The organism is Kitasatospora sp. NPDC088160 (assembly GCF_044741445.1).
In the GTDB taxonomy this organism is placed as follows: domain Bacteria; phylum Actinomycetota; class Actinomycetes; order Streptomycetales; family Streptomycetaceae; genus Kitasatospora.
In genome coordinates this window covers 493196-515857 of record NZ_JBIUSS010000003.1, presented here as the reverse complement: position 1 = coordinate 515857, position 22662 = coordinate 493196, and the positions used below count along the sequence as shown (strand labels likewise).

Here is a 22662-nt window from a genome sequence, read left to right as displayed (position 1 = left end):
CGCCCGGTTACATTCCGAACCCGGAAGCTAAGCCTTACAGCGCCGATGGTACTGCAGGGGGGACCCTGTGGGAGAGTAGGACGCCGCCGAACAATCATTCACAGAGAACCCCCATCCGGGAAACCGGATGGGGGTTCTCTGCATTTCTAGGGCTTAATGGCTGAAGGGCGTTACGGCCTCAGAGCTGGAGTTTGAATCCGAGGTGCGACGGGACGAAGCCGAGCCTCTCAGAGAGGCGGCGGTCGTCGGTCATGCCAGGTGTGCGCATGACTATGGACAAGGGGGGTGATCGAGCCATCGCCCTGACCTGAATCTGTCGACAGGACCGTTCGACGGTCGCGTCGCCCCCGGGCTCCCGCACCCCCTGACGTGCACCTCCGCAGCCGCCGTTCGAACCCGGGAGGGGGCGCCGGCCGTGATATCGGCCGAGGCCGGTCGGCGGACGGCGGACGGCGCGAGGACGGATGCGGGAGGACAGCGATGGCCTGGTACCAGGGGCAGAGCCGGATCACGGTGACGGCGGTGGAGGGGCAGTGGCCGCAGCGGGCGGTGGTGACGGTGCGCGGTGGCCGTCCGGTCGAGATTCCCGGGACGGTCGGTGCGAGCCACCTTGTGGACGCCGAGCGCTGGGAGCTCGACCTGGAGCACCGGCGGGAGGGCGAGTGGTGTCCCAACATCCGCGCGGTGCAGGGGCGCTGGCAGGAGGTCCGGGGTGTGCTGACGCAGGTGGTGCACAGTCGCAACCGGGACGGGGGCGGTGACCGCAGCGACCGGAACCTGGTGCTGCGGATCGAGCGGGTCGAATCGGGCGGCGGCGCGCCCGTGGACGTGGCCGCACAGGGCCGCGCGACCGCGCCGCGCACCTCGACGGACCGGCCGGTGGCGGCGTCCGGGGCGTCGGCCCCGCGGACTTCTGCCGCGCCGGTGCGCGGGACGTCGACCACCTCGTCGGCGCCGACCGTGCGGACCAGCGGTTCGGGGGCCGGGTCGGCCCCGTCCGCTCCGTCGCGCGCGGTGACGTCCACCGGTGGCACGGCGACCCGGCCCTCGACCGGCAGCTCCTGGCAGGGCTGACGGGTGTTCTGAGCCCCGAGCCCGCCCGCGTTCCGGCGCGCGGCGGATCCGCTCGGTCGCCCCGCGCCCCGGGGTGGCCGAGCGCGGCGGTCCTTCCGTGGCCCGGGGGCGGCAGACGCGAACCGGGCCACGCGCGCGACGGGGCGCGCGCGCACCACGGCACAAGCGCATCGGGGCACACGCGCATCAGAGCCCTCATTGATTCACTCGCGACGCACCTGATCTGTTCCGTCGCATTCCTGCACAACCGCCCCAGGCGTCAGGGGAATCACTCGGCTATTCCCCGCGGAAACCCGGCCGGGCGGCCGGGGGGATCCGGGTGCCACAGTTTCGGCCAAAGAATTCACACCCGTCATCAGGCGTTCCGGGCGTGGCCGGGAGTCACACCAGCGATTTTGCGGTTCCGATTCCGGGGAGAGTCGCTTTCCGTTCAATCGCCAGGGGTTGCGAGCGGGTGACCCGCCGTGAAGACTGTTCCGCGTTCGTCGTTCCGAGCGTTCGGGCCGTCAAGGTATTGCCCGGTCCTCGCGACGGTTGTGGCAGGTTCCGCACGGTGGTTGCGGGGAGGGATCGCAGGGGGGATAGGCATGCCGGGCGCAACGATCGCACAGGTCAGGGCCGTCGGAGCGGCCGACTGGAGCGTTCGGGATTCCTGTCCGGCCCCGCCTGCGGGGTGAGGTCATTCGGCGGTCGGCCGTTCGCCGCTCACTGTTCCCGCTCACCGTTCCCCCGTTCACTGTTCCTGGGCGGCGTGGAATTCGGGTCGCATTCGCACCGTCCGGTCGGGGAGCGCCGAAGCGGCCCGGAACGGCTCCCCTGGGGTGCGTGCGGCGCCCTGTCGGGAGCTGTCGGGGATTCCCGTTCGCACCCGTCGGCCGTCATCGGCAGGGCTTCCGTCGATTCCCGTTGTTCCCACGAGTCTTGAGTCGAGGAGCGCAGGTGGCAGGAAATTTCACGGCGTGCTCCACAGTAATCCGGAATTCATCCGCGGACGCTTGCCGCGCCCGCATCTGAGAACCAGTCAACGGGAGCGTCCGCCCATGCCGTACCCCAGTTCCGCGCCGGTCCGCGAGCGCGCGCCGTTCCTCTTACGCCGCGAACTGCAGCACCGGCTCGACACGCTCGCGCGCACCCACCGGGTGCCCGGCGCCCAGGTGGTGCTGGACACCGGCTCGGAGGTCGTGGCCCTGCACACCGGTGTGGCCGACGCCGCCACCGGTGCGCCCTTCACCGGGGACAGCGTCGTGCCGGTGGGGTCGCTCACCAAGCCCTACACGGCCGCTCTGGTGATGCTCCTCGCCGACGACGGCGACCTCGACCTCGACGACCGGGTCGCCGATCACCTGCCCGAGCTCCGCCGGATGCCCGCAGTAACGATTCGCCAACTCCTCAGCCACACCGGCGGACTGCCCACCGGGCCGGACTCCGACGCCGCCGCCCGGACCACCGCGGCGCACTACCTGTCGTCCGTGTGCACGGCCGGGGACGCGCTCTTCCCGCCCGGGACGGACTTCTCCTACTCCAACGCCGGCTACGTCGCCGCCGGGCGCCTGGTGGAGGCGGTGACCGGGATGCCCTGGCACGAGGCCGTGGCCGCCCTGCTGCTCGAACCGCTCGGCACCGTGCCCGTGTTCGTCGACGCGAGCGCACCCGCTCGCCCGGTCGCCGCCGGGCACGCGCTCAACGCCGCGACCGGCCGGGCCCGGCCGGTCCGGCAGAACCTGGCTCCGCTGGAGGCCCCGGCCGGTGCCCTGCTGGCGAGCGCCGCGGACCTCGCCGCGCTCGGCGGCGCCCTGGTCGGCCGGGCCAAGGCCCTGCCCCCCGCCGTCGCCGAGGAGATGCGCCGCCCGCAGCCCGGCGCCCGGCCGGGTGCGCTCGCGGACGGCTGGGGCCCGGGGCTCGCCCTCTACCAGCAGGACGGCCGGCTGTGGTGCGGCCACGACGGCAACGCCATGGGGACCTCCTGCCACCTGCGGGCCGACCCCGACAGCGGAGTGGTGGTCGCCTTCGCGGGCAACGCCGCCGCCGCCACCGCGCTCTGGCGCGAGCTCGCGGCCGACCTGGCCGAACTGGCGGGCGTCCGGGTGCCCGCCGCGATCGCGCCGGTGGGCGCGGGCGAGCCCGTCCCCCTGCCCGAGTGCGCGGGCACCTACCGCAACGGTTCGATCCGGTACCTCGTCGAGCCCGCGGGCGACGGATCGTCCACGCTCTCCGTGGACGGAGACCTGCCGATACCCCTGCGCTGTTTCGCCGACCTCTCCTACGATCTGCTCGCCCCCGACACCGGCCGCCCCGAGCCGGGCGGGCGCTTCCACCGCGATCCCGCCACCGGCGTGATCGACCGGGTGCAGGTGTCCGGGCGCACGGCGCGTCGCGCCGACCCCGCCTGAGGCGCCTTTCGCCCGCCGGCCGCCGCCGCTGCCCGTCGCCTGCGGCGTCCGCCGCCGCGCCGACGCCGCTCCACCGGGCTCACCCCCCGCTCGTTCCGTTCCCCCGGCCCCCGTTCCCGGGTCCGTGGGCCTGCCCCCGTCTGCCCCGGCGCCCGCATCGCCTCCTCCCCGTCCGGAAGGACCTTCCGCCATGACCGACCGGCCTGCCCAGCCCGTGCGTTCGTCCGCTCCGCCGCAGGCCGGCGACACCCCTGGCGCCCCGGGGACCGAGGCAGCCCCGCCGCCGGCGCACCGGACGCTCGACGCGCTGTTCGCCGCCCAGGTGGCCCGCGCGCCGCACGCGCCCGCGGTGACCGACGGCCGGCGCAGCTGGACGTACCGGGAACTGGCCGACCGGGTCGAGCACCTGGCCCGCGACCTCGCGCGGCGCGGCGCCGGGACGGACCGGACGGTGGCGCTCGTCCTGCCGCGCTCGATGGAACTGGTCGCGGCGGAGCTGGCCGTCGCCCGGACGGGCGCCGCCTTCCTGCCCGTGGATCCGGCCTACCCCGCCGGGAGACGGGCGCTGATGCTCGCCGACGCCGCCCCCGCCGTCGTCCTGGACGATCCGGCCCGGGTCCGCGCGCTGCTGGAGACGGACCGGGCCGGCGCCGCAGACACGCCCGACGCCGGCCTGGCGGGCCCGACCGGTACCGCGCTGCCGGGCCCGACCGGTACCGACCACGCGGCGTACGTGATCTACACCTCGGGCTCCACCGGGACGCCCAAGGGCGTGATCGTCACCCACCGGGGGATCGGCGGCTTCGCCGAGGCGGCCCGCGCGCACTACTCCGTGCGCCCCGGAGACCGGGTGCTGCAGTTCTCCTCGCCCAGCTTCGACGCCTCCGTCCTCGAACTGTTCATCTCCGTCCTGGCCGGGGCCACGCTGGTGATCCCCCCGCACGGCCCCTGGCTGGGCGAGGAACTCGCCGCCGTGCTCGACGAGCACCGCATCACCCACGCCCTCATCCCGCCGGCCGCCCTGGCCACCGTGCCCGGCGGCGCGGGCCGCCACCTGCGCACGCTGATCGTCGGAGCCGAGGCCTGCCCCGCCGAACTGGTCGACCGCTGGGCGCCCGGCCGGCGCATGATCAACTCCTACGGCCCGACCGAGGCGACCATCGTCGCCACCTGGACCGGCCCGCTGGCCGCCGGCAGCGGCGCACCCCCCATCGGCGGCGCGCTGCCGCACACCCGGGCGTACGTGCTCGACGCGGCCATGCGGCCCCAACCGTCGGGTTCCGACGGCGAGTTGTACGTCGGCGGGGAGGGCGTGGCCCGCGGCTACCTGGGCCGCCCCGGCCTGACCGCCGGGCGCTTCGTCGCCGACCCCTTCGGCCCGCCCGGCGCCCGGCTCTACCGCACCGGAGACCGCGCCCGGTGGACCGCCGACGGGGAGCTGGAGTTCCTCGGCCGGCTCGACCGGCAGGTGAAGATCCGCGGCTTCCGGATCGAGCCGGGGGAGATCGAGGCCGCCCTGCGGGCGCACCCCGCCGTCGACCAGGCCGTCGTCGTGGTCCGGGAGGACGAACCGGGCCGCGAACGCCTGGTCGGCTACGCCACGCCCGCCGACCCGGAGCACGCCCCGGACCCGGCGGAGCTGCGCGCGGCGCTGGCCGCCGCCCTGCCGGCCCACCTGGTGCCGTCCGCCGTGGTCGTCCTGGCCGCGTTGCCGCTCACCCCGCAGCACAAGATCGACCAGCAGGCGCTGCCCGCCCCCGCCCGCTCCGGCGCGGCCGGGCCCGTCGCCCCGCGCACCGAGCGCGAACGCGCCCTGGCCAGCATCTGGGCCGAGGTCCTCGGCGTCGACGCGGTGGGCGCGGCGGACGACTTCTTCGACCTGGGCGGCGACTCGATCCTCGCCGCCCGGACCCTGGCCCGGGTCGCCGAGCGGCTGGGCGTCCGGCTCACGCTCCGGGACGTCTTCACCGCGCGGACCGTCGCCGCCTTGGCCCCGCTGGTGGACGAGCGGCACACCGCCGCGCCGCCGGAGCCGATCCCGCCCGCCCCGCGCGAGGAGCCGTTGCCGCTGTCCAGCGCCCAGCGCCGCCTGTGGTTCCTCGACGACCTCACCGTCGGGGGGACGGAGTACAACACCGGCGTGGCCCTGCGGCTGCGCGGAACGACGGACCCGGCGGCCCTGCGCCGGGCCCTGGGCCGACTCGCCGCCCGGCACGACTCGCTGCGCACCACCTTCGCCACCGTCGACGGGCAGCTCGTGCAGCGCGTCGCGGCGGAGGGCACCCTGCCGCTGCGCACCGCGGACGTCGGCGACCGGCCGGCCGGGGAGCGCGCCGAGGCGGCCGAACGGCTGCTGACCGAGGAGCTGAACCGGCCCTACGACCTGACGGACGGCCCGCTCGCCCGGGCACTGCTGGTCCGCCTCGCCGCGGACGAGCACCTGCTGCTGCTGGCGCAGCACCACATCATCACCGACGGCTGGTCGGTGGGCGTCCTCACCCGCGAACTGGCCGCGCTCTACCGGGCGGAGGTCTCCGGCGAGCCGGACGCGCTCGCCGCCCCCGCCCTCCAGTACCCCGACTTCGCGCGCTGGGAGCAACGCCGCCGGACCCAAGCCGGGGCAGCGGACGCGCCGGACCTCGCCTACTGGAAGCGGAACCTGGCGGAGCTGCAACCCCTGCAACTGCCCACCGACCGGCCCCGGCCCGCCCAGCGCACGACGAACGGCGCGGCGCACCGCCACCGCCTCCCGGCCGAACTGGTGGCCCGGCTGCGGCACCTCGCCGCGGGCCGCGGTACGACGCTGTTCACCCTGTTCGCGGGGGCGTCCGCGCTGCTGTTCTCGCGCTACTCCGGCCAGCGGGACGTGGCGTTCGGCACCGTCACCACCGGGCGCGACCGGCGGGAGCTGGAGGAGGTGACCGGCTTCTTCGTCAACACCGTGGTGCTGCGCGGCGACGTGGACGAGCGGGCCACCGTCGACCGGTTCGTGGAGAGCGTGCGCACCACCCTGCTGGACGCCTTCGCCCACGCCGCGGTGCCCTTCGACCGGGTGGTCGAGGAACTGGCCCCGCCCCGGGACCCGAGCCGCACCCCGCTGGTCCAGGTCATGGTCGTCCAGCAGAGCCCCACCACCCCGCCGCCCGCCGGAGGCCTGCGCTTCGAGGACCACCCGCTGCCCCGCCCGGCCGCCCGGTTCGACCTGGTGCTGGAGTTCACCCCGGAGGACACCGACGGCTGCGCGCTGACGGTGGAGTACAACACGGACCTGTTCGACGCCCGGACGGTGGCCCGGATGGCGCGCCACCTGCACCGCCTGCTGGCGGGCATGGCGGACGGCCCGCAGCGCATCCTCGCCGAACTGCCCATGCTCTCCGAGGAGGAGCAGCGCACGCTGCTCGACTCCTGGAACCCGCCCGCGCACGCCGCCGGCGACCTCCCGGACACCGTGCCGCCCGTGCTGCCCGGGCTGTTCGAGGCGCAGGCGGCCCGTACGCCCGGGCGGACCGCCGTCGGCTGCGGCCCGGTGCGGCGGGACTACGCGGAGGTCAACCGGCGGGCCAACCGCCTCGCCCGGCTGCTGGTCGCCCGGGGCGCGGGCCCCGAGCGGCTGGTCGCGCTGTGCCTGCCGCGCTCCGCAGACCTGCCGTCGGTGCTGTGGGCGGTGCTCAAGTCGGGTGCGGCGTACCTGCCGGTGGACCCGGGCTACCCGGCCGAGCGGATCCGCTTCATGCTGGCGGACGCCGGGCCCGCGCTGGTCCTCGCCACCCGGGAGACGGCGGCCGCGCTGCCCGAGGGGTGGCCCGTCCTGCTGCTGGAGGACGGCACCGGCCTGGCCGCCGACGCCGGCGGCCCGGATGACACCGGCCTGGCCGCTGCCGGCCCGGCGGACACCGACGACACCGGGGACGCCGACCTCACGGACGCCGACCGCCTCCGGCCGCTGCTGCCGGAGCACCCCGCCTACGTCATCTACACCTCGGGGTCGACCGGCCGGCCCAAGGGCGTCGTGATCACCCACCGCAGCGTCGTCGCCCTCGCCCGCTGGGCGGCCGAGCGGTTCGGGCCCGGCGGGCTGGACCACGTGGTCGCCGCCACCTCGCTCAACTTCGACGTGTCGGTCTTCGAACTGCTCTGCCCGCTGCTGGCGGGCGGGAGCGTCGAGGTGGTCGCCGACCTCGCCGCCCTCGCCGAGGAGCCGGCCCCGCGCCGCGTCGGCCTGGTCAGCGGCGTGCCCTCGGTGATCTCCCGGCTGCTCGCCGGGGGCGCCGCCCCGGTCGACGCGGCCACCGTCGTGCTGGCCGGCGAGGCCCTCTCCGCCCAGGCGGTGGGCGACCTGCGGCGCGCCCTGCCCGGCAGCGCGATCGCCAACATCTACGGCCCCACCGAGGCCACCGTCTACGCCACCGCCTGGTTCGCCGGTGACCGGCTGCCGGAGCAGGCGCCGCCGATCGGCAGGCCGCTCGCACTGACCCGGACGTACGTCCTGGACGCCGGGCTTCGCCCGCAACCGCCGGGCGTGGTCGGCGAGTTGTACCTCGGGGGCGGCGGCCTGGCGCGCGGCTACCTGGGCCGCCCCGGGCTGACCGCCGCCCGGTTCGTCGCCGACCCGTACGGCGCGCCGGGGGAGCGGATGTACCGCACCGGAGACCGGGTGCGGTGGAACGCCGACGGCGACCTGGAGTACCTCGGCCGGATCGACCAGCAGGTCAAGGTGCGCGGCTTCCGGATCGAACTGGGCGAGGTGGAGGAGGCGCTGCGGCGCTGCGAGGGCGTGGCGGAGGCGGCTGCCACCGTCGCCGACGGCGGGGGCAACCGGCGCCTGGTCGGCTACGTGGTCCCCGTCCCGGGCGGGCGGGTGGAGCCCGAGGCCGTGCGCCGGGCGCTCGGCCTGGCCCTGCCCGACTACCTGGTGCCCTCGGTCGTCGTGCCGCTGCCCGCGCTGCCGCTCAACCCCAACGGCAAGCTCGACCGGAGCCGGCTGCCCGCCCCGGGGCCGGCCGTGCCCGCCGTACGCCACGTCGCCCCCCGAACCCCCGCCGAACAGGCGCTCGCCACCATCTGGGCGGAGGTGCTGCGGCTGGAACGGGTCGGCGCGGACGACAACTTCTTCGACCTCGGCGGCGACTCCATCCTCGGCATCCAGGTGGTAGCCCGCTCCCGGCAGGTGGGGCTGGCGGTGACCTCCGGGGACCTCTACCGGCACCAGACGGTCGCCGCGCTGGCCCGGTGCGCGGACGACGCCGAACGGCCGGCCGTGACCGCCCGGGTGGCCGCCACCGGGGTGGGCGTCCTGACCCCGATCCAGCGCTGGTGGCTCGACCGGGCCGCCGGGCGCGCCGGGCACTTCAACCAGGCGCTCTCCCTTCTGCTGGGCGCCGACGTGGACCGGGCGGCGTTGGAGGACGCCCTGAACGACGTGGTCGCCCACCACGACGCGCTGCGCTCCGCCTTCACGGCCGACGCCGGAGAGCCCGACCCCGCAGAGCCCGACCCCGCAGAGTCCGACGCCGGAGAGTCCGACGCCGGAGAGTCCGACGCCGGAGAGTCCGACCCCGCAGAGCCCCGCGACGGCGAGATCGGTACCGGCCCCGGCGTGCGCTGGCGGATCGACGACCGGGCGCCCCGGATCCGTCTGGGCCGGCACACCGGCCCGGACGGCGACACCCCGCACTTCGGCCCCTTCGACCTGGGCGGCGAAGGCCCGCTGCTGCGCGCCGTGCTGCACGAGCGCGGTGCGGGGCAGCCGCCGGTCCTGCACCTGGCCGTCCACCACCTGGTCGTCGACGGGGTCTCCTGGCGGGTGCTGGCGGAGGACCTCGACACGGCCTACCGCGCCCGCCGCGACGGCCGGGACGGGGCGGCGGCCCTGCCGGCGAAGTCCTCCCCGCTGCGGCAGTGGGGCCAGCGGCTCGGCGCCCACGCCGCGGCCGGCGGCTTCGAGGACGAGACGGAGTACTGGGCGCGGGCCGTCCCCGCGCAGGACGGTGACGCCCCGGCGGACCCGTTCCCGGCCGACCTCTCGGGGGCCGACACCCACGCCTCGGCCCGCTCCGTCACCGTGCGCCTCGACCCCGCCGACACCACCGCCCTCCTGCGCACCCTGCCCGACACCTATCGCACCCAGGCCAACGACGTGCTGCTGAGCGCCCTCGGCCGGGCCCTGTGCGGGGCGAGCGGGCTGGAGCGGGTCGTGGTGGACGTCGAGGGGCACGGGCGCGAGGAGCTGTTCGCCGATCTCGACCTGAGCCGCACGGTCGGCTGGTTCACCACCCGGCACCCCGTGGCGCTGGCCGTGCCCGCCGGGGCCGACTGGGACGGCGTCCTCAAGCGGGTCAAGGAGCAGCTGCGCGCCGTCCCCCGACGGGGCCTCGGATTCGACGCCCTGCGCCACCTGGGGCGCCCCGGCACGGCCCCCGACGCCCCGGCCGCACGGATCAGCTTCAACTACCTCGGCCGGATGTCCTTCCCGCAGGACGCGGCCGGGCTCTACCGCGGCACCTTCCGGCCCCTGGAACTGGACGCCGACCCGCGCGTCGAGCGCCCGCACGCCCTGGAGGTGGTCGGCCGGCTCGACGGCGACGCGCTGGAGTTCAGCTGGTTCTACTCCGGCGCCGTGCACCGGCGCGACACCGTCGAGGCCCTGGCCCGGCGCTTCGCCGCCGAGCTGGCCGACCTCGCGCGGTACGCGGCCCGCCCGGGCGCCGCCGGGCGCACCCCGTCCGACTTCCCGCTGGCCCGGCTCGACCAGGCGGCCGTGGACCTGATCACCGGCGACGACCCGGGCGCGGTGGAGGACGTCCTCCCGCTGACGCCGACCCAGTCCGGGATGCTCTTCCACGGCCTGGCCGAGGAGGACAGCGGCGCCTACTTCCAGCAGCTGGACTTCGTCCTGGACGGCGTGCCCGACCCGGGGCGGCTCGCCGCCGCCTGGCAGTGGGTCACCGACCGCACCCCGGTGCTGCGCGCCCACGTCCGCTGGCAGGAGGTGCCCGAGCCGCTGCTGGTGGTGCGGCGGCGGGCGGCCGTGCCGGTCACCCACCTGGACTGGCGCGAGCTGCCCGAGTCCGAGCGCCGGGGCCGGCTGGCCGAGCTCCTGGACCGCGACCGGGCCCGCGGCCTGGACCTGGCCCGGGCCCCGCTCCAGCGCCTGCTGCTCATCCGCCTCTCCGACACCCGGGTGCGCGTGCTGTGGTCCTTCCACCACCTCGTCCTGGACGGCTGGAGCCTCTTCCAGGTGCTGTCGGACGTGTTCGCCGTGCACGCCGCGCTGGCCCGCTCCGGGCCGGAGACGGGAGAAGTCCCGTCCGGCACCGTGCCGTCCGGCACCGACCCCTTCGGCACCGAGCCCTTCGGCACCGTCCCGTACGGCACGGTGCCGGAGCGCCGGCCCTACCGCGACTTCGTGGCCTGGCTGCGCGAGCGCGACCCGGCGGAGGCCGAGCGGCACTGGTGCGGGCGCCTGGCCGGGCTGGCCGAGCCGACGCCGCTGCCGTACGACCGCGAGCCGCGCCAGAGCCACCGCGCGGAATCCACCCGGGCCGTGCCGTTCACCCTCCCCGCCGCCGCGACCCGGGCGCTGGAAGGCCTCGCGCGCAGCTCCGGCCTGACCCTGAACACCCTGGTCCAGGGCGCCTGGGCGATCCTGCTGGGCCGTCAGGCGAACCGGGACGAGGTGGTGTTCGGCACCACCTCGTCCGGGCGGCCGCCCGAGCTGCCCGGCGTCGAGTCGATGACCGGCCTGTTCATCACCACCCTGCCCACCCGGACGGTCGTGCCCGCTGACGGCACCCTGCTCGACTGGCTCCGCACGCTGCAACGGGAGCAGGGCGAGGACCGGCGCCACGGCTTCGTCCCGCTCACCCGCCTGCGGGCCGCCACCGTCCTCCCCGAGCAGACCGCCCTGTTCGACAGCATCGTCGTCTTCGAGAACTACCCGGTCGAGGACGACGCGGCCGCCGCGCACGGCCTGCGCCTGCGCGACCTGGACGGGATCGAGACCACCAACTACCCGCTCGCCCTGCTGGCCTACCCGGGGCCGGAGCTGGCCCTGCGGCTGTGCTACGACCCTCGGCTGTTCGACGAGGCCACCGTCCGGCGGATGGCCGGGCAGCTCACGGCCGTCCTGACGGGACTGCCCCGGGGCGCCGGGAGCCCGCCCGCGCGCGTGCCGCTGCTGACCGCCGGGGAGCGCCGGCGGATCCTCGTGGACTGGAACGCCACCGCCGTCGAACGGACCGAGCGCGACATCGCCGACCTGTTCGCCGAGCAGGTGCGCCGCAACCCGGACGCCGTCGCCCTGGAGGCGGGCCACGAGCGCCTCAGCTACCGCGACCTCGACGCCCGCGCCGCCGCCCTGGCGGGCCGGCTGGCCGCGCTCGGCGTCGGCGTCGAACACCCGGTCGGCGTGCTCATGGACCGCTCCGTCGACCTGGTCGTCGCCCAGCTGGCGCTGGTCCGGACCGGCGGGGTCTACGTGCCGCTGGACGGCAGGGCGCCGCGCGAGCGGCTGCACCTGATGCTGGCCGAGGCCGGCGCGGACCTGCTGCTCACCGACGCGCACCGGGCGAGCGCCGCCGAGGAACTGCTCCCCGCCGAGCGGGTGCTGCGCGTCGACCGGCCGGACGGGCCGCACGCCGCCGACCGGCCGCACGCCGCCGACCGGCCGCACGTCGCCGACCGGCCGCACGTCGCCGACCGGCCGGGCCCGGCCGCCCCGGCCGCGGCCCCGGTGCCCCACCCCGACAACGTCCAGTACCTGATGTTCACCTCGGGTTCCACCGGCACCCCCAAGGGCGTCGCGGTGCGCCGGCGCGACGTCGCCGCGCTCGCCCTGGACCGCGCCTTCACCGGCCACGACCGGGTGCTCGTGCACTCCCCGCACGCCTTCGACGCCGCCACCTACGAGCTGTGGGTGCCGCTGCTGCGCGGTGGCACCGCCGTACTGGCCCCGCCGGAGGACCTGGACGCCGCCGCCGTCCGCCGCGCCGTCACCGAGCAGGGCGTGCAATGCCTGTGGCTGACCGCCGGCCTGTTCCGGCTCCTCGCCCAGGAGGACCCGGGCTGCCTGCGCGGCGCCCGGGAGGTGTGGACCGGCGGCGAGGCGGTGCCCGGCGCGGTCGTGCGCCGCGTCTTGGAGGCCTGCCCCGACCTCACCGTGGTCGACGGCTACGGCCCGACCGAGACCACCACCTTCGCCACCCGCCGGGCCTTCCGCCCCGGGGACCGGCTGCCCGCCGTGCTGCCGATCGGACGCCCGCTGGACGACACCCGGGTGTACGTGCTGGACGGCGCCCTCCAACCGCAACCGCCCGGCATCACCGGCGAGTTGTACATCGCCGGCGCCGGAGTCGCGCGCGGCTACGCGGGCCGGCCCGGCGAGACCGCCGCCCGCTACCTCGCCGACCCCTTCGGGCCGCCGGGCGGCCGGATGTACCGCACCGGCGACACCGCCCGGTGGAGCGAGGACGGCGAACTGCACTTCGTGGGCCGCGCGGACGACCAGATCAAGATCCGCGGCTTCCGCATCGAACCCGCCGAGATCGAGGCACGGCTCACCGCCCACCCGGCCGTCGCGGAGGCTGTCGTCTCGCTCCACGAGGACGCGGGGCGCAAGCGGCTGGCCGCCCACCTGGTGCCGACCGGCGGCGCCGAGCCGCCCTCCGCCACGGCGCTGCGCGCCCACCTGGCCGCCGACCTGCCCGACTACATGCTGCCCGCGGCCTTCGTCACGGTCTCCGAACTGCCGCTGACCGCCAACGGCAAGGTGGACCGCCGGCGGCTGCCCGCCCCCGACTGGTCGGCGACGGGCGACCGCGCCCACCGCGCCCCGACCACCGACACCGAACGCGTCCTCACCGCGATCTGGGCGGAACTGCTCGGCGTGGAGCGGGTCGGGGTCGACGACGACTTCTTCCTGCTCGGCGGCGACTCGATCCTGAGCATCCAGGTCGTCTCCCGCGCCCGCGCCGCCGGTCTCGCGCTGTCCCCCCGCGACCTGTTCCGGCACCCCACCGTCGCCGCGCTGGCCGCCGCCGCCGGTACCGCCGTCACCGTCGCCGGGACCGAACCGGTCAGCGGAGAGGTGGGCCTGACACCCATCCAGCACTGGTTCCTCGACCCGCACCCGCCGTACGCCGCGTCCTTCGACCAGTCCGTCGTGGTGGAGGCTCCCGGCGAGGTCGACCCGCAGGCCCTGCGCCGCGCCCTGACCGCCCTGTGGGCCCACCACGACGCCCTGCGTTCCCGCTTCACCACCGGGGAGGACGGCGCCTGGCAGCAGCACTGCGCCCCCGCGGACGCCGCCGCCCCCGAACTGCTGGAGGTCGTCGACCTCGGCGCCCTGGACCGGGCGGCGGCCGAGGCCGCCGAGGCCCGGGCCACCGAGGCCGCGCACGCCGCGTTCCGGCTGGACACCCTCCCGCTGCTCACCGCCCGCCTGTTCACCACCGACGGCACCCGGCCCGCCCGGCTGCTGCTGGCCGTCCACCACCTGGTCGTCGACGGGGTCTCCTGGCGGATCCTGCTGGAGGACCTGGAGACCGCCTACCGGCAGGCCGTGGAGGGCCGGCCGCTGCGCCTGCCCGCCCGCACCACCTCCGTCCGGGAGTGGACCCGCCGCCTGCGCGAGCACACCGCGGCCGGCGGCTTCGCGTCCCGGCGCGCCCACTGGGCGGCGGCTGCCCGGCACTGCGCGGCCGTGCTGCCGGTGGACGGCGACGGCGGCAACACCGCCGCCGACCTGCGCGCCGTCACCGTCCGGCTGGACCGCGAGCGCACCGGGGACCTGCTGCGCAAGGTCCCCGGGGTCTACCGCACCCGGATCGACGACGTCCTGCTCACCGCCCTGGGCCGGGTGCTCGCCGAGTGGACCGGACGGCGCACCGTCGCGATCGGCCTGGAGGGGCACGGCCGCGAGGACCAGCTGTTCGAGGACATCGACCTGTCCCGCACGGTCGGCTGGTTCACCTCGCTCTTCCCCGTCGCCCTCGACGTCCCGGACGGGGACTGGGGCACCGCGCTGAAGGCCGTCAAGGAGCAGCTGCGGGCGGTGCCGGAGCGCGGCCTCGGCTACGGCGCGCTGCGCCACCTCGCCCGGGACGAGCAGCTCGCCGACGCCCCGGCCCCCGGGATCAGCTTCAACTACCTGGGCCGCTTCGACTGGTCCGCCGACGGCGCCGCCCTGGTCCGCGCCGTCCCCGGCGGCCTCGGCGGCGCGGAGGCGCCCGGCACCGAGCGCCCGCACCTGCTGGACGTCGTCGCCCGGGTCGAGGACGACCGGCTGGAGATCGGCTGGTACTACAGCGCGGGCCGGCACCACGAACGGACCGTCACCGCGCTCGCGGACGCCATGCTGCGCGCCCTGGAGGACCTCGTCGCCCACTGCGCCGAGCCCGGCGCCGGCGGCCGCACCCCCGCCGACTTCCCGCTGGCCCGGCTGGACCAGGCGGCGGTGGACCGGATCGCCGGGGACGGCCGCCGCGTCGCGGACGTGTACCCGCTGACGGCGATGCAGGCGGGCATGCTCTTCCACAGCCTGCTGGACCCGGACGCCCACACCTACGTCAACCAGGTCCAGCTGGTCCTCTCCGGGGTCACCGACCCGCACGCCCTGGCCGCCGCCTGGCAGCAGACCGTGGACGCCAACGCGGTGCTGCGCACCCGGCTCGCCTGGCAGGACACCGCCGAACCGCTCCAGGTCGTCCAGCACCGGGCCGCCGTCCCGGTGACCCACCACGACTGGGCCGGCCGGCCGGCCGACCGGATCGAGCGGGACACCGCCCGGCTGCTCGCCGAGGACCGGGCGGCCGGCCTCGACCTGGCCGCCGCACCGCTGATGCGGCTGACCCTGGTCCGGCTGTCGCCGACCCGGGTGCGGGTGGTGTGGACCTTCCACCACGTCCTGCTCGACGGGTGGAGCGCGGCCCAGGTCTTCGACGAGGTGTGCGAGCGGTACGCCGCCCTGGCCGCCGGGCGCCGGCCGAACCCGGTCGCGCGCGCCCCCTTCGCCGACTACCTGCGCTGGCTGTCCGGGCAGGACCCGGCGCGGGTCGAGCGGTACTGGCGCGACACGCTGGCCGGGTTCCCCGCCCCCACCGAACTGCCCCGCGACCGGCGCCCGGCCGAGGCGCACCGCGCGTCGTCCTCGGCATCGGTGCGGGTGACCCTCGACAACGACCTGTCGGAGCGGCTGCGGACCACCGCCCGGCAGGCCGGGCTGACCGTCAACACCGTGCTCCAGGGCGCCTGGGCGCTGCTGCTCTCCCGCTACGGCGGTGGGGACGACGTGGTCTTCGGCACGATCGTCTCCGGCCGGCCCGCCGAACTCCCGGGCGTCACCTCGATGGTCGGGCTGTTCATCAACGCGCTGCCCACCCGGGTGCGGATCGACGCCGGCCGCTCGCTGCTGGAGTGGCTGCGGGAGCTCCAGGACGCCCAGTCGGAGGCCCGCCGCTACGACGCCGTCTCCCTGGCGCAGCTCCAGAACTGGAGCGAACTGCCGGGCGGCACGGCCCTGTTCGACAGCATCGTGGTCTTCGAGAACTACCCGTTCGACGCGCAGGCGCTGACCCGGCACGGCCTGGGCGTCGAGACCGAGCACGTCCTGGAGCCGACCAACTACCCGCTCGGCGTGGTGGTCGCCCCCGGCGACGCCATCGCGGTCAGCCTCGACCACGACCCGGCCGTCTTCGACACCGCCACCGTCGAGGCGCTCGGGGCGGGCCTGTGCACCCTGCTGACGGCGATGGCGGACGGCCTCGACCGGCCGGCGGCGCACCTGCCGCTGCTCGACCCGCCGCGGGGGCGCGAACTCGTCGACCGCTTCGGCGGGGCGGCGGTCGAGGCACCGCAGGACACCGTGCCCGAGGCCTTCGCCCGGCAGGCCGCCCGCACGCCCGAGGCCCCGGCCGTCCGCTGCGGCGACGTGCAGCTGACCTACCGGGAGCTCGACGAACGGGCCAACCGGCTGGCCCGGCTGCTGATCGCGGCCGGCGCCGGGCCCGAGCGGTTCGTCGCGCTCGCGCTGCCCCGCACCGCCGACCTGGCCGTGGCGCTGCTGGCGGTGCTCAAGAGCGGCGCCGCCTACCTGCCGGTCGACCCCGGGTACCCGGCCGAGCGGATCGCGTTCCTCTTCGCGGACGTCCGGCCCGACGCCGTGGTCACCGACGCGGAGACCGGAGGGCGGCTGCCGGCGGGCCCGTTCACCCGGATCGTGCTCGACGACCCGGGGTGCGCCGAACGGCTCGCCGCCGCCCGCCCCGACGCCGTGCGCGACGACGAACGGCTCGGCGCCCTGCTGCCGCAGCACCCCGCGTACGTCATCCACACCTCCGGCTCGACCGGCCGCCCCAAGGGCGTCGTGGTCGCCCACGCCTCGGTCCTGGCCCTGACCGACTGGGCCGCCGCCGAGTTCGCCGACCACGGCCTGGCCCACGTGGTGGCCGCCACCTCGCTCAACTTCGACGTGTCGGTGTTCGAGATCTTCTCGCCCCTGCTCGCCGGCGGCTGCGTGGAACTCGTCCGGGACCTGCTGGCCCTGGCCGAGCGCCCCGGGCCGTGGCGGGCCGGCCTGCTCAGCGCGGTGCCCTCCGCCCTGGGCGGCCTCCTCGCGGAGGACGCCGTGCACCTCGGCGCGGACACCGTCGTCCTGGCCGGCGAGGCCCTGCCCGCCCGCACCGTGCGCCGGCTGCGCGAGGCCGTCCCCGGCTGCCGGGTGCTGAACATCTACGGCCCCACCGAGGCCACCGTCTACGCCACCGCCTTCGCCTGCGACCCCGCCGACCCCGACCGCGACCCGCCGATCGGCCGCCCGGTCGGCGGCGCCCGGGCCTACGTCCTGGACGACCGGCTGCGCCCGGTGCCCGTCGGCGCGCCGGGGGAGCTGTACCTGGCCGGCACCGGCGTCGCCCGCGGCTACCTGCGCCGCCCGGGCCTGACCGCCGCCCGGTTCCTGCCCGACCCCTTCGGCCCGCCCGGGCGCCGGATGTACCGCACCGGGGACCTGGTGCGCTGGACGGCCGACGGCGACCTCCGCTACCTCGGCCGCGCGGACGACCAGGTCAAGGTGCGCGGCTTCCGGATCGAACTCGGCGAGGTCGAGGCCGCGATGGCCCGCCACCCGCAGGTGTCGGCCGCCGCCGCCCGGGTCGTCGACCACGACGGCCACCGGCGCCTGGTGGGCTACGCGGTGGCCCGTGACGGCGCACTGCCCGACCCCGTCGAGTGGCGTGCCTTCCTCGGGCGCACCCTCCCCGACCACCTGGTGCCCGCACTGGTGGTGCCGCTGGACCGGCTGCCGCTCGGCGCCACCGGCAAACTCGACCGCCGCGCGCTGCCCGCCCCGGTGTGGGCCGCCCCGGCCGCAATCGGCGCCCGGCCTCCGCGCACCGAGGCCGAACGCACCCTCGCCGCGATCTGGCGCGAGGTGCTCGGCGTACCCGACGTGGGCGCGGACGACAACTACTTCGCGCTCGGCGGCGACTCGATCCTGGGCATCCAGATCGTCTCGGCGGCCCGCCGGGCCGGCCTCGCACTCACCCCCCGGCACCTGTTCGCCCACCAGACCCTGGCCGAACTCGCCCTCGCCGCCGAGGAGTCGCCGAGCCCGGCGGTCGCCGCCGAACAGGGCGCCGTGGTCGGCGACGCCCCGCTCACCCCCGTCCAGCACTGGCTGCTGGACACCCTCGGCGGGGACACCGCCCAGTTCACCCAGTCGGTCTCCTTCACCCTCGCCCCCGGCACCGAGGAGCCCCTGCTGCGGGCCGCGCTCGCCGCCGTCCTGGACCACCACGACGCGCTGCGCCTGCGGTTCGAGCCGCTCGGCGACGGGCGGTGGCGCCAGCACGGCACCGCGCCCGGCGACCTGCCGGAGCTGCGCACGCACGAACGGCCCGCCGCCTCGGCGCAGGAGCGCGAGGCGACGCTGCGCGAACTGGCCGAGCGCCTGGCCGCGGGCTTCGACCTGGCCGAAGGGCCGCTGCTGCGGGCCGCGCTGTGCCGCTTCGACGGCGAACGGCACCCCGTCCTGCTGCTGGCCGCGCACCACCTGGTGGTCGACGCGGTGTCCTGGCGCGTGCTCCTGGAGGACCTGGACACCGCCCACCGTGCGCTGCGGGCGGGCGAACGCCCCGACCTCGGCCCCAAGAGCACCTCCTTCCGGGCCTGGGCCGAACGGCTCGCCGAGCACACCGCGGCCGGCGGCTTCGACGACGAGCACGCCCACTGGTACGGGCTGGAGCACGGCGCCGCGACCGCCCTGCCGACCGACCTGGACGGTGCCAACACGGCCGCCACCGAGGAGTCGCTGGACCTCGCCCTGGACGCCGAGGACACCCGCCGGCTGCTCCAGGACGTCCCGGAGGTCTACCGCACCCGGGTCAACGACGTCCTGCTCTGCGCCCTGGGCCGGGTGCTGGCCCGCTGGACCGGCCGGGACCGGGTGACGGTCGCCCTGGAGGGCCACGGCCGCGAGGAGCTGTTCGACGGAGTCGACCTCTCCCGGACCGTCGGCTGGTTCACCACGCTGTACCCCGTGGCCCTGGACATGCCCCGGGGCGCCGACACCGGCACCGCCCTGAAGACCGTCAAGGAGAACCTGCGCGCCGTACCGCGCGGCGGGCTCGGCTACGGCGCCCTGCGCCACCTGCGGCCCGCCGCCACTGTCGAGCCCCGGCTGCCCGACCTGCCGCAGATCGGCTTCAACTACCTGGGCCGGCAGGACTGGACCCCCGCCCCCGGCGGCCTGCTGCACGCCCCGTCCGGCCCGCTCACCGGCGGCATGGACCGGGCGGCGGACCGGCCGCACCTGCTGGACGTGCTCGGCCGGGTGAGCGACGGGAAGCTGGCGTTCACCTGGTCGTACTCCCGCGCGGTGCACCACCGCGCGACCGTCGCCCGGCTCGCCGCCGAACTGCTGGACGAGCTGCGGGAGATCGTCCGCCACTGCGCCGAACCCGGCGCGGGCGGCCGCACCCCCGCCGACTACCCGCTGGCCCCCCTGGACCAGGCCGCCGTCGACCGACTGGCCGGCACCGGACGGGACGTGACGGAGATCCAGCCGCTCACCCCCACCCAGACCGGCATGGTGCTGCACGGCCTGGACGAGGCCGAACACGGCCTGTACGTCGAGCAGATCACCTTCGTGCTGGACGGCGCCCGCGACCTGCGGCCGCTGGCCGCCGCCTGGCAGCACGTCGTCGACCGCACCCCCGTGCTGCGCACCGCCGTCGTCCTGCGCGACGTGCCCGTACCCCTCCAGGTGGTCCACCGGGACGTGACGCTGCCGGTCACCGAACACGACTGGAGCGCACTGCCGCAAGCCGAGCGCGAAGCCCGCCTGGAGCGGCTGCTCGCCGACCAGCGGGCCCGCCCGCTGGCCCTGGACCGGGCCCCGCTGCTGCGGCTCGACCTGATCCGGCTCGGGCCGGACGCGGCGCGCGTGGTGTGGACCTTCCACCACGTGCTGCTCGACGGGTGGAGCGTCTTCCACGTCCTGTCCGACGTCCTGGCCGCCCACGCCGCGCTCGCCCGCGGCGACCGGCCGGGCCTGCCCGAGCGCCGGCCCTTCGCGGACTACGTCGGCTGGCTCGCCGCCCGCGACACCGCCGCCGCCACGGAGCACTGGCGCGGCGTCCTGGCGGACCTCACCACCACGGCGCTGCCCTACGACCGCAAGCCCGCCCAGGGCGACACGGCCCGCTCCGGGGCCTGGCTCTCGCACCTCCTGGCCGAGGCCGAGACGGAGCGGCTCCAGGAGTTCGCCCGCCGGCACCGCCTCACCCTCAACACCCTGGTGCAGGGCGCCTGGGCGCTGCTGCTGTCGCGGTGGAGCGGGGAGCAGCGGGTGTGCTTCGGCACCACCGTCTCCGGGCGCCCGGCCGACCTGGCCGGCTCCGACGCCATCGTCGGCCTGTTCATCACCACCCTGCCCGCCCATGTCACCGTCGACGGCTCACAGCCCTGTGCCGCCTGGCTGCGCGCGCTCCAGGAGGAGCAGGCCGAGGACCGCCGCTTCGACCACCTGCCGCTGGCCGCGATGCACGGCCTGAGCGGGCTTGCGCCCGGGACGGCGCTGTTCGACAGCCTGGTGGTCTTCGAGAACTACCCGGTCGGCGACGCGACGGCCGGCGCCCACGGCCTGCTGATCCGCGAACTGGACGCGAGGGAGGCCACCAACTACCCGCTCACCGTGGTCGTCTCGCCCGGCGACCGGCTCGCCGTCGAACTCGGCCACGACCCCCGGTACATCGACCGGGCCACCGCCGAGAAACTGGCCGCCCAACTGCTGCACACCCTCGCCGCGCTGGCCGGTTCGGACGGCACCGCCCGCCTGGACGACCTCGACCTGCTGCCGCCCGGGGAACGCGAGCGGCTGCTGCGCGGCCCGGCCCGCCCGGCGGGCGGCCCGGTGCCCCCGGCGGCCCTGCCCGCCCTGGTCGAGGCCGCCGTGGACCGCCGGCCGCACGCCCCGGCGCTGAGCGCCCCCGGGCTGGAGCTGACCTTCGCCGAGGCCGAGGCGCACGCCAACCGCCTGGCGCACCGGCTCATCGCGCGCGGCGCCGGCCCCGGCGAGGTGGTCGCCCTCCTGCTGCCGCGCTCGGCGGACATGGTGCTCGCCCAGCTGGCGGTGGCGAAGACCGGCGCCGCGTTCCTGCCGGTCGACCCCCACTACCCCGACGAGCGCGTCGAGTTCATGCTGCGCGACGCGGCGCCCGCACTCACCCTGGACGCCAAGGAGGTCGCGGCGCTGCTGGCCGCCCCGCCGGACGGCGCCCCCGACCACCGCCCCGCCGACCCCGACCGGATCCGCCCGCTCGACCTGGACGACCCCGCCTACGTCATCTACACCTCCGGCTCCACCGGCACCCCGAAGGGCGTCGTCCTCACCCACCGCGGGCTGGCCGCCTTCGCCGCCGCCGAGGCCGAGCACTACCAAGTCGTGCCGGGTGACCGGGTGCTGGCCTTCGCCACCCCCAGCTTCGACGCCTCCGTGCTCGAACTGTGCATGTCCCTGCCGCACGGCGCCCGGCTGGTGGTGCCCGCGCCCGGACCGCTGCTCGGCGCCCAACTGGCCGAGGTGCTCCGGGCGGAGGCGATCACCCACACCCTGCTGCCGCCGGCCGCCCTCGCCACCCTGCCCGCCGACACCCCCGGCACGCTGCCCGCGCTCAGGACCCTGGTGGTCGGCGCCGAAGCGTGCGGCGCCGACCTGGTGGCCCGCTGGGCCCCGCACCACCGCATGGTCAACTCCTACGGTCCCACCGAGGCCACCGTGGTCGCCGCCTGGTCCGCGCCGCTGGCCCCGGACGGCGCCGCGCCGCCGATCGGCCGCCCGCTGCCCGGCACCGGCGCCTACGTCCTCGACGCCCGGCTCCGGCCGGTGCCCGACGGCGTCACCGGCGAACTGTGGCTGAGCGGACCGGCCCTGGCCCGCGGCTACCTCGGCCGGCCGGGCCTGACCGCCGCCCGCTTCACCGCCGACCCGTACGGGCCGCCCGGCACCCGGATGTACCGCACCGGGGACCTGGTGCGCCGCGACCACCGGGGCGAACTGCACTACTTGGGCCGCATCGACCACCAGCTCAAGCTGCGCGGCCACCGCATCGAGGCGGGCGAGGTCGAGGCCGTCCTGGCGCGCCACCCGGCCGTGCTGGACGCCGTGGTGACGGTGCGGGAGGACGAGCCCGGGCTGCCCCGCCTGGTCGCGCACCTGCTCGCGGCCCCCGGCGCCGAACCGCCGACCGGCGCCGAACTGCGCGCCCTGGCCGCCCGCTCCCTGCCCGGCCACCTCGTCCCCTCGGCCTTCGCGGTCCTCGACCGCTTCCCGCTCACCGCGAGCGGCAAGACCGACCGCGCCGCCCTGCCCGCCCCCGCACCGGAGGAGGAGCAGCGGCCCGGCCGGCTGGCGCCCCGCACGCCCACCGAGGAGGCCGTGGCCGAGATCTGGGCCGAGACCCTGCGGACGGCCGTGGGCGTGACGGACGACTTCTTCCAGCTGGGCGGCGACTCCATGCGGGCCCTGCTGATCGCCTCCCGCGCCAACGATGCCTTCGGCGTCACGCTCACCCCCCGCGACGTCCTGGTCTCCCGCACCGTGGCCGCCCTGGCGGAACTGGTGGAGGACCAGGTGCTGAGCGAACTCGAAGACGCCGCGTCCGGCGGCCCCGACGATGACGAACGATGACGAACGGTGAGGATC

3 protein-coding genes and 1 rRNA gene are annotated in these 22662 nt (G+C 76.5%); all 4 read left to right on the top strand.

All coding sequences use genetic code 11. The annotated features are described in order from the left end of the window. Positions 1-92: ribosomal RNA gene (gene rrf, locus ACIOGZ_RS06830) — 5S ribosomal RNA — on the top strand; the annotation flags it as partial. A gap of 388 nt (positions 93-480) precedes the next feature. Next, entirely contained in the window at positions 481-1074 is a 594-nt protein-coding gene (locus ACIOGZ_RS06825) for a hypothetical protein (RefSeq protein ID WP_363586616.1), read from the top strand. 1040 nt (positions 1075-2114) lie between these two features. Next, positions 2115-3464 (top strand): serine hydrolase domain-containing protein, encoded by a 1350-nt coding sequence (locus tag ACIOGZ_RS06820; protein ID WP_363630608.1) that lies wholly within the window; start codon positions 2115-2117, stop codon positions 3462-3464. 190 nt (positions 3465-3654) lie between these two features. Next, on the top strand, positions 3655-22647 hold the full coding sequence (locus tag ACIOGZ_RS06815; protein WP_400985114.1) for a non-ribosomal peptide synthase/polyketide synthase: 18993 nt from the start codon (positions 3655-3657) through the stop codon (positions 22645-22647). Positions 22648-22662 lie beyond the last annotated feature (15 nt).

Excerpts from the sequence above, each read along its gene's own strand:
- ACIOGZ_RS06825 (WP_363586616.1), top strand. The coding sequence starts at position 481 with ATGGCCTGGTACCAGGGGCAGAGCCGGATCACGGTGACGGCGGTGGAG.
- ACIOGZ_RS06820 (WP_363630608.1), top strand. The coding sequence starts at position 2,115 with ATGCCGTACCCCAGTTCCGCGCCGGTCCGCGAGCGCGCGCCGTTCCTC.
- ACIOGZ_RS06815 (WP_400985114.1), top strand. The coding sequence starts at position 3,655 with ATGACCGACCGGCCTGCCCAGCCCGTGCGTTCGTCCGCTCCGCCGCAG.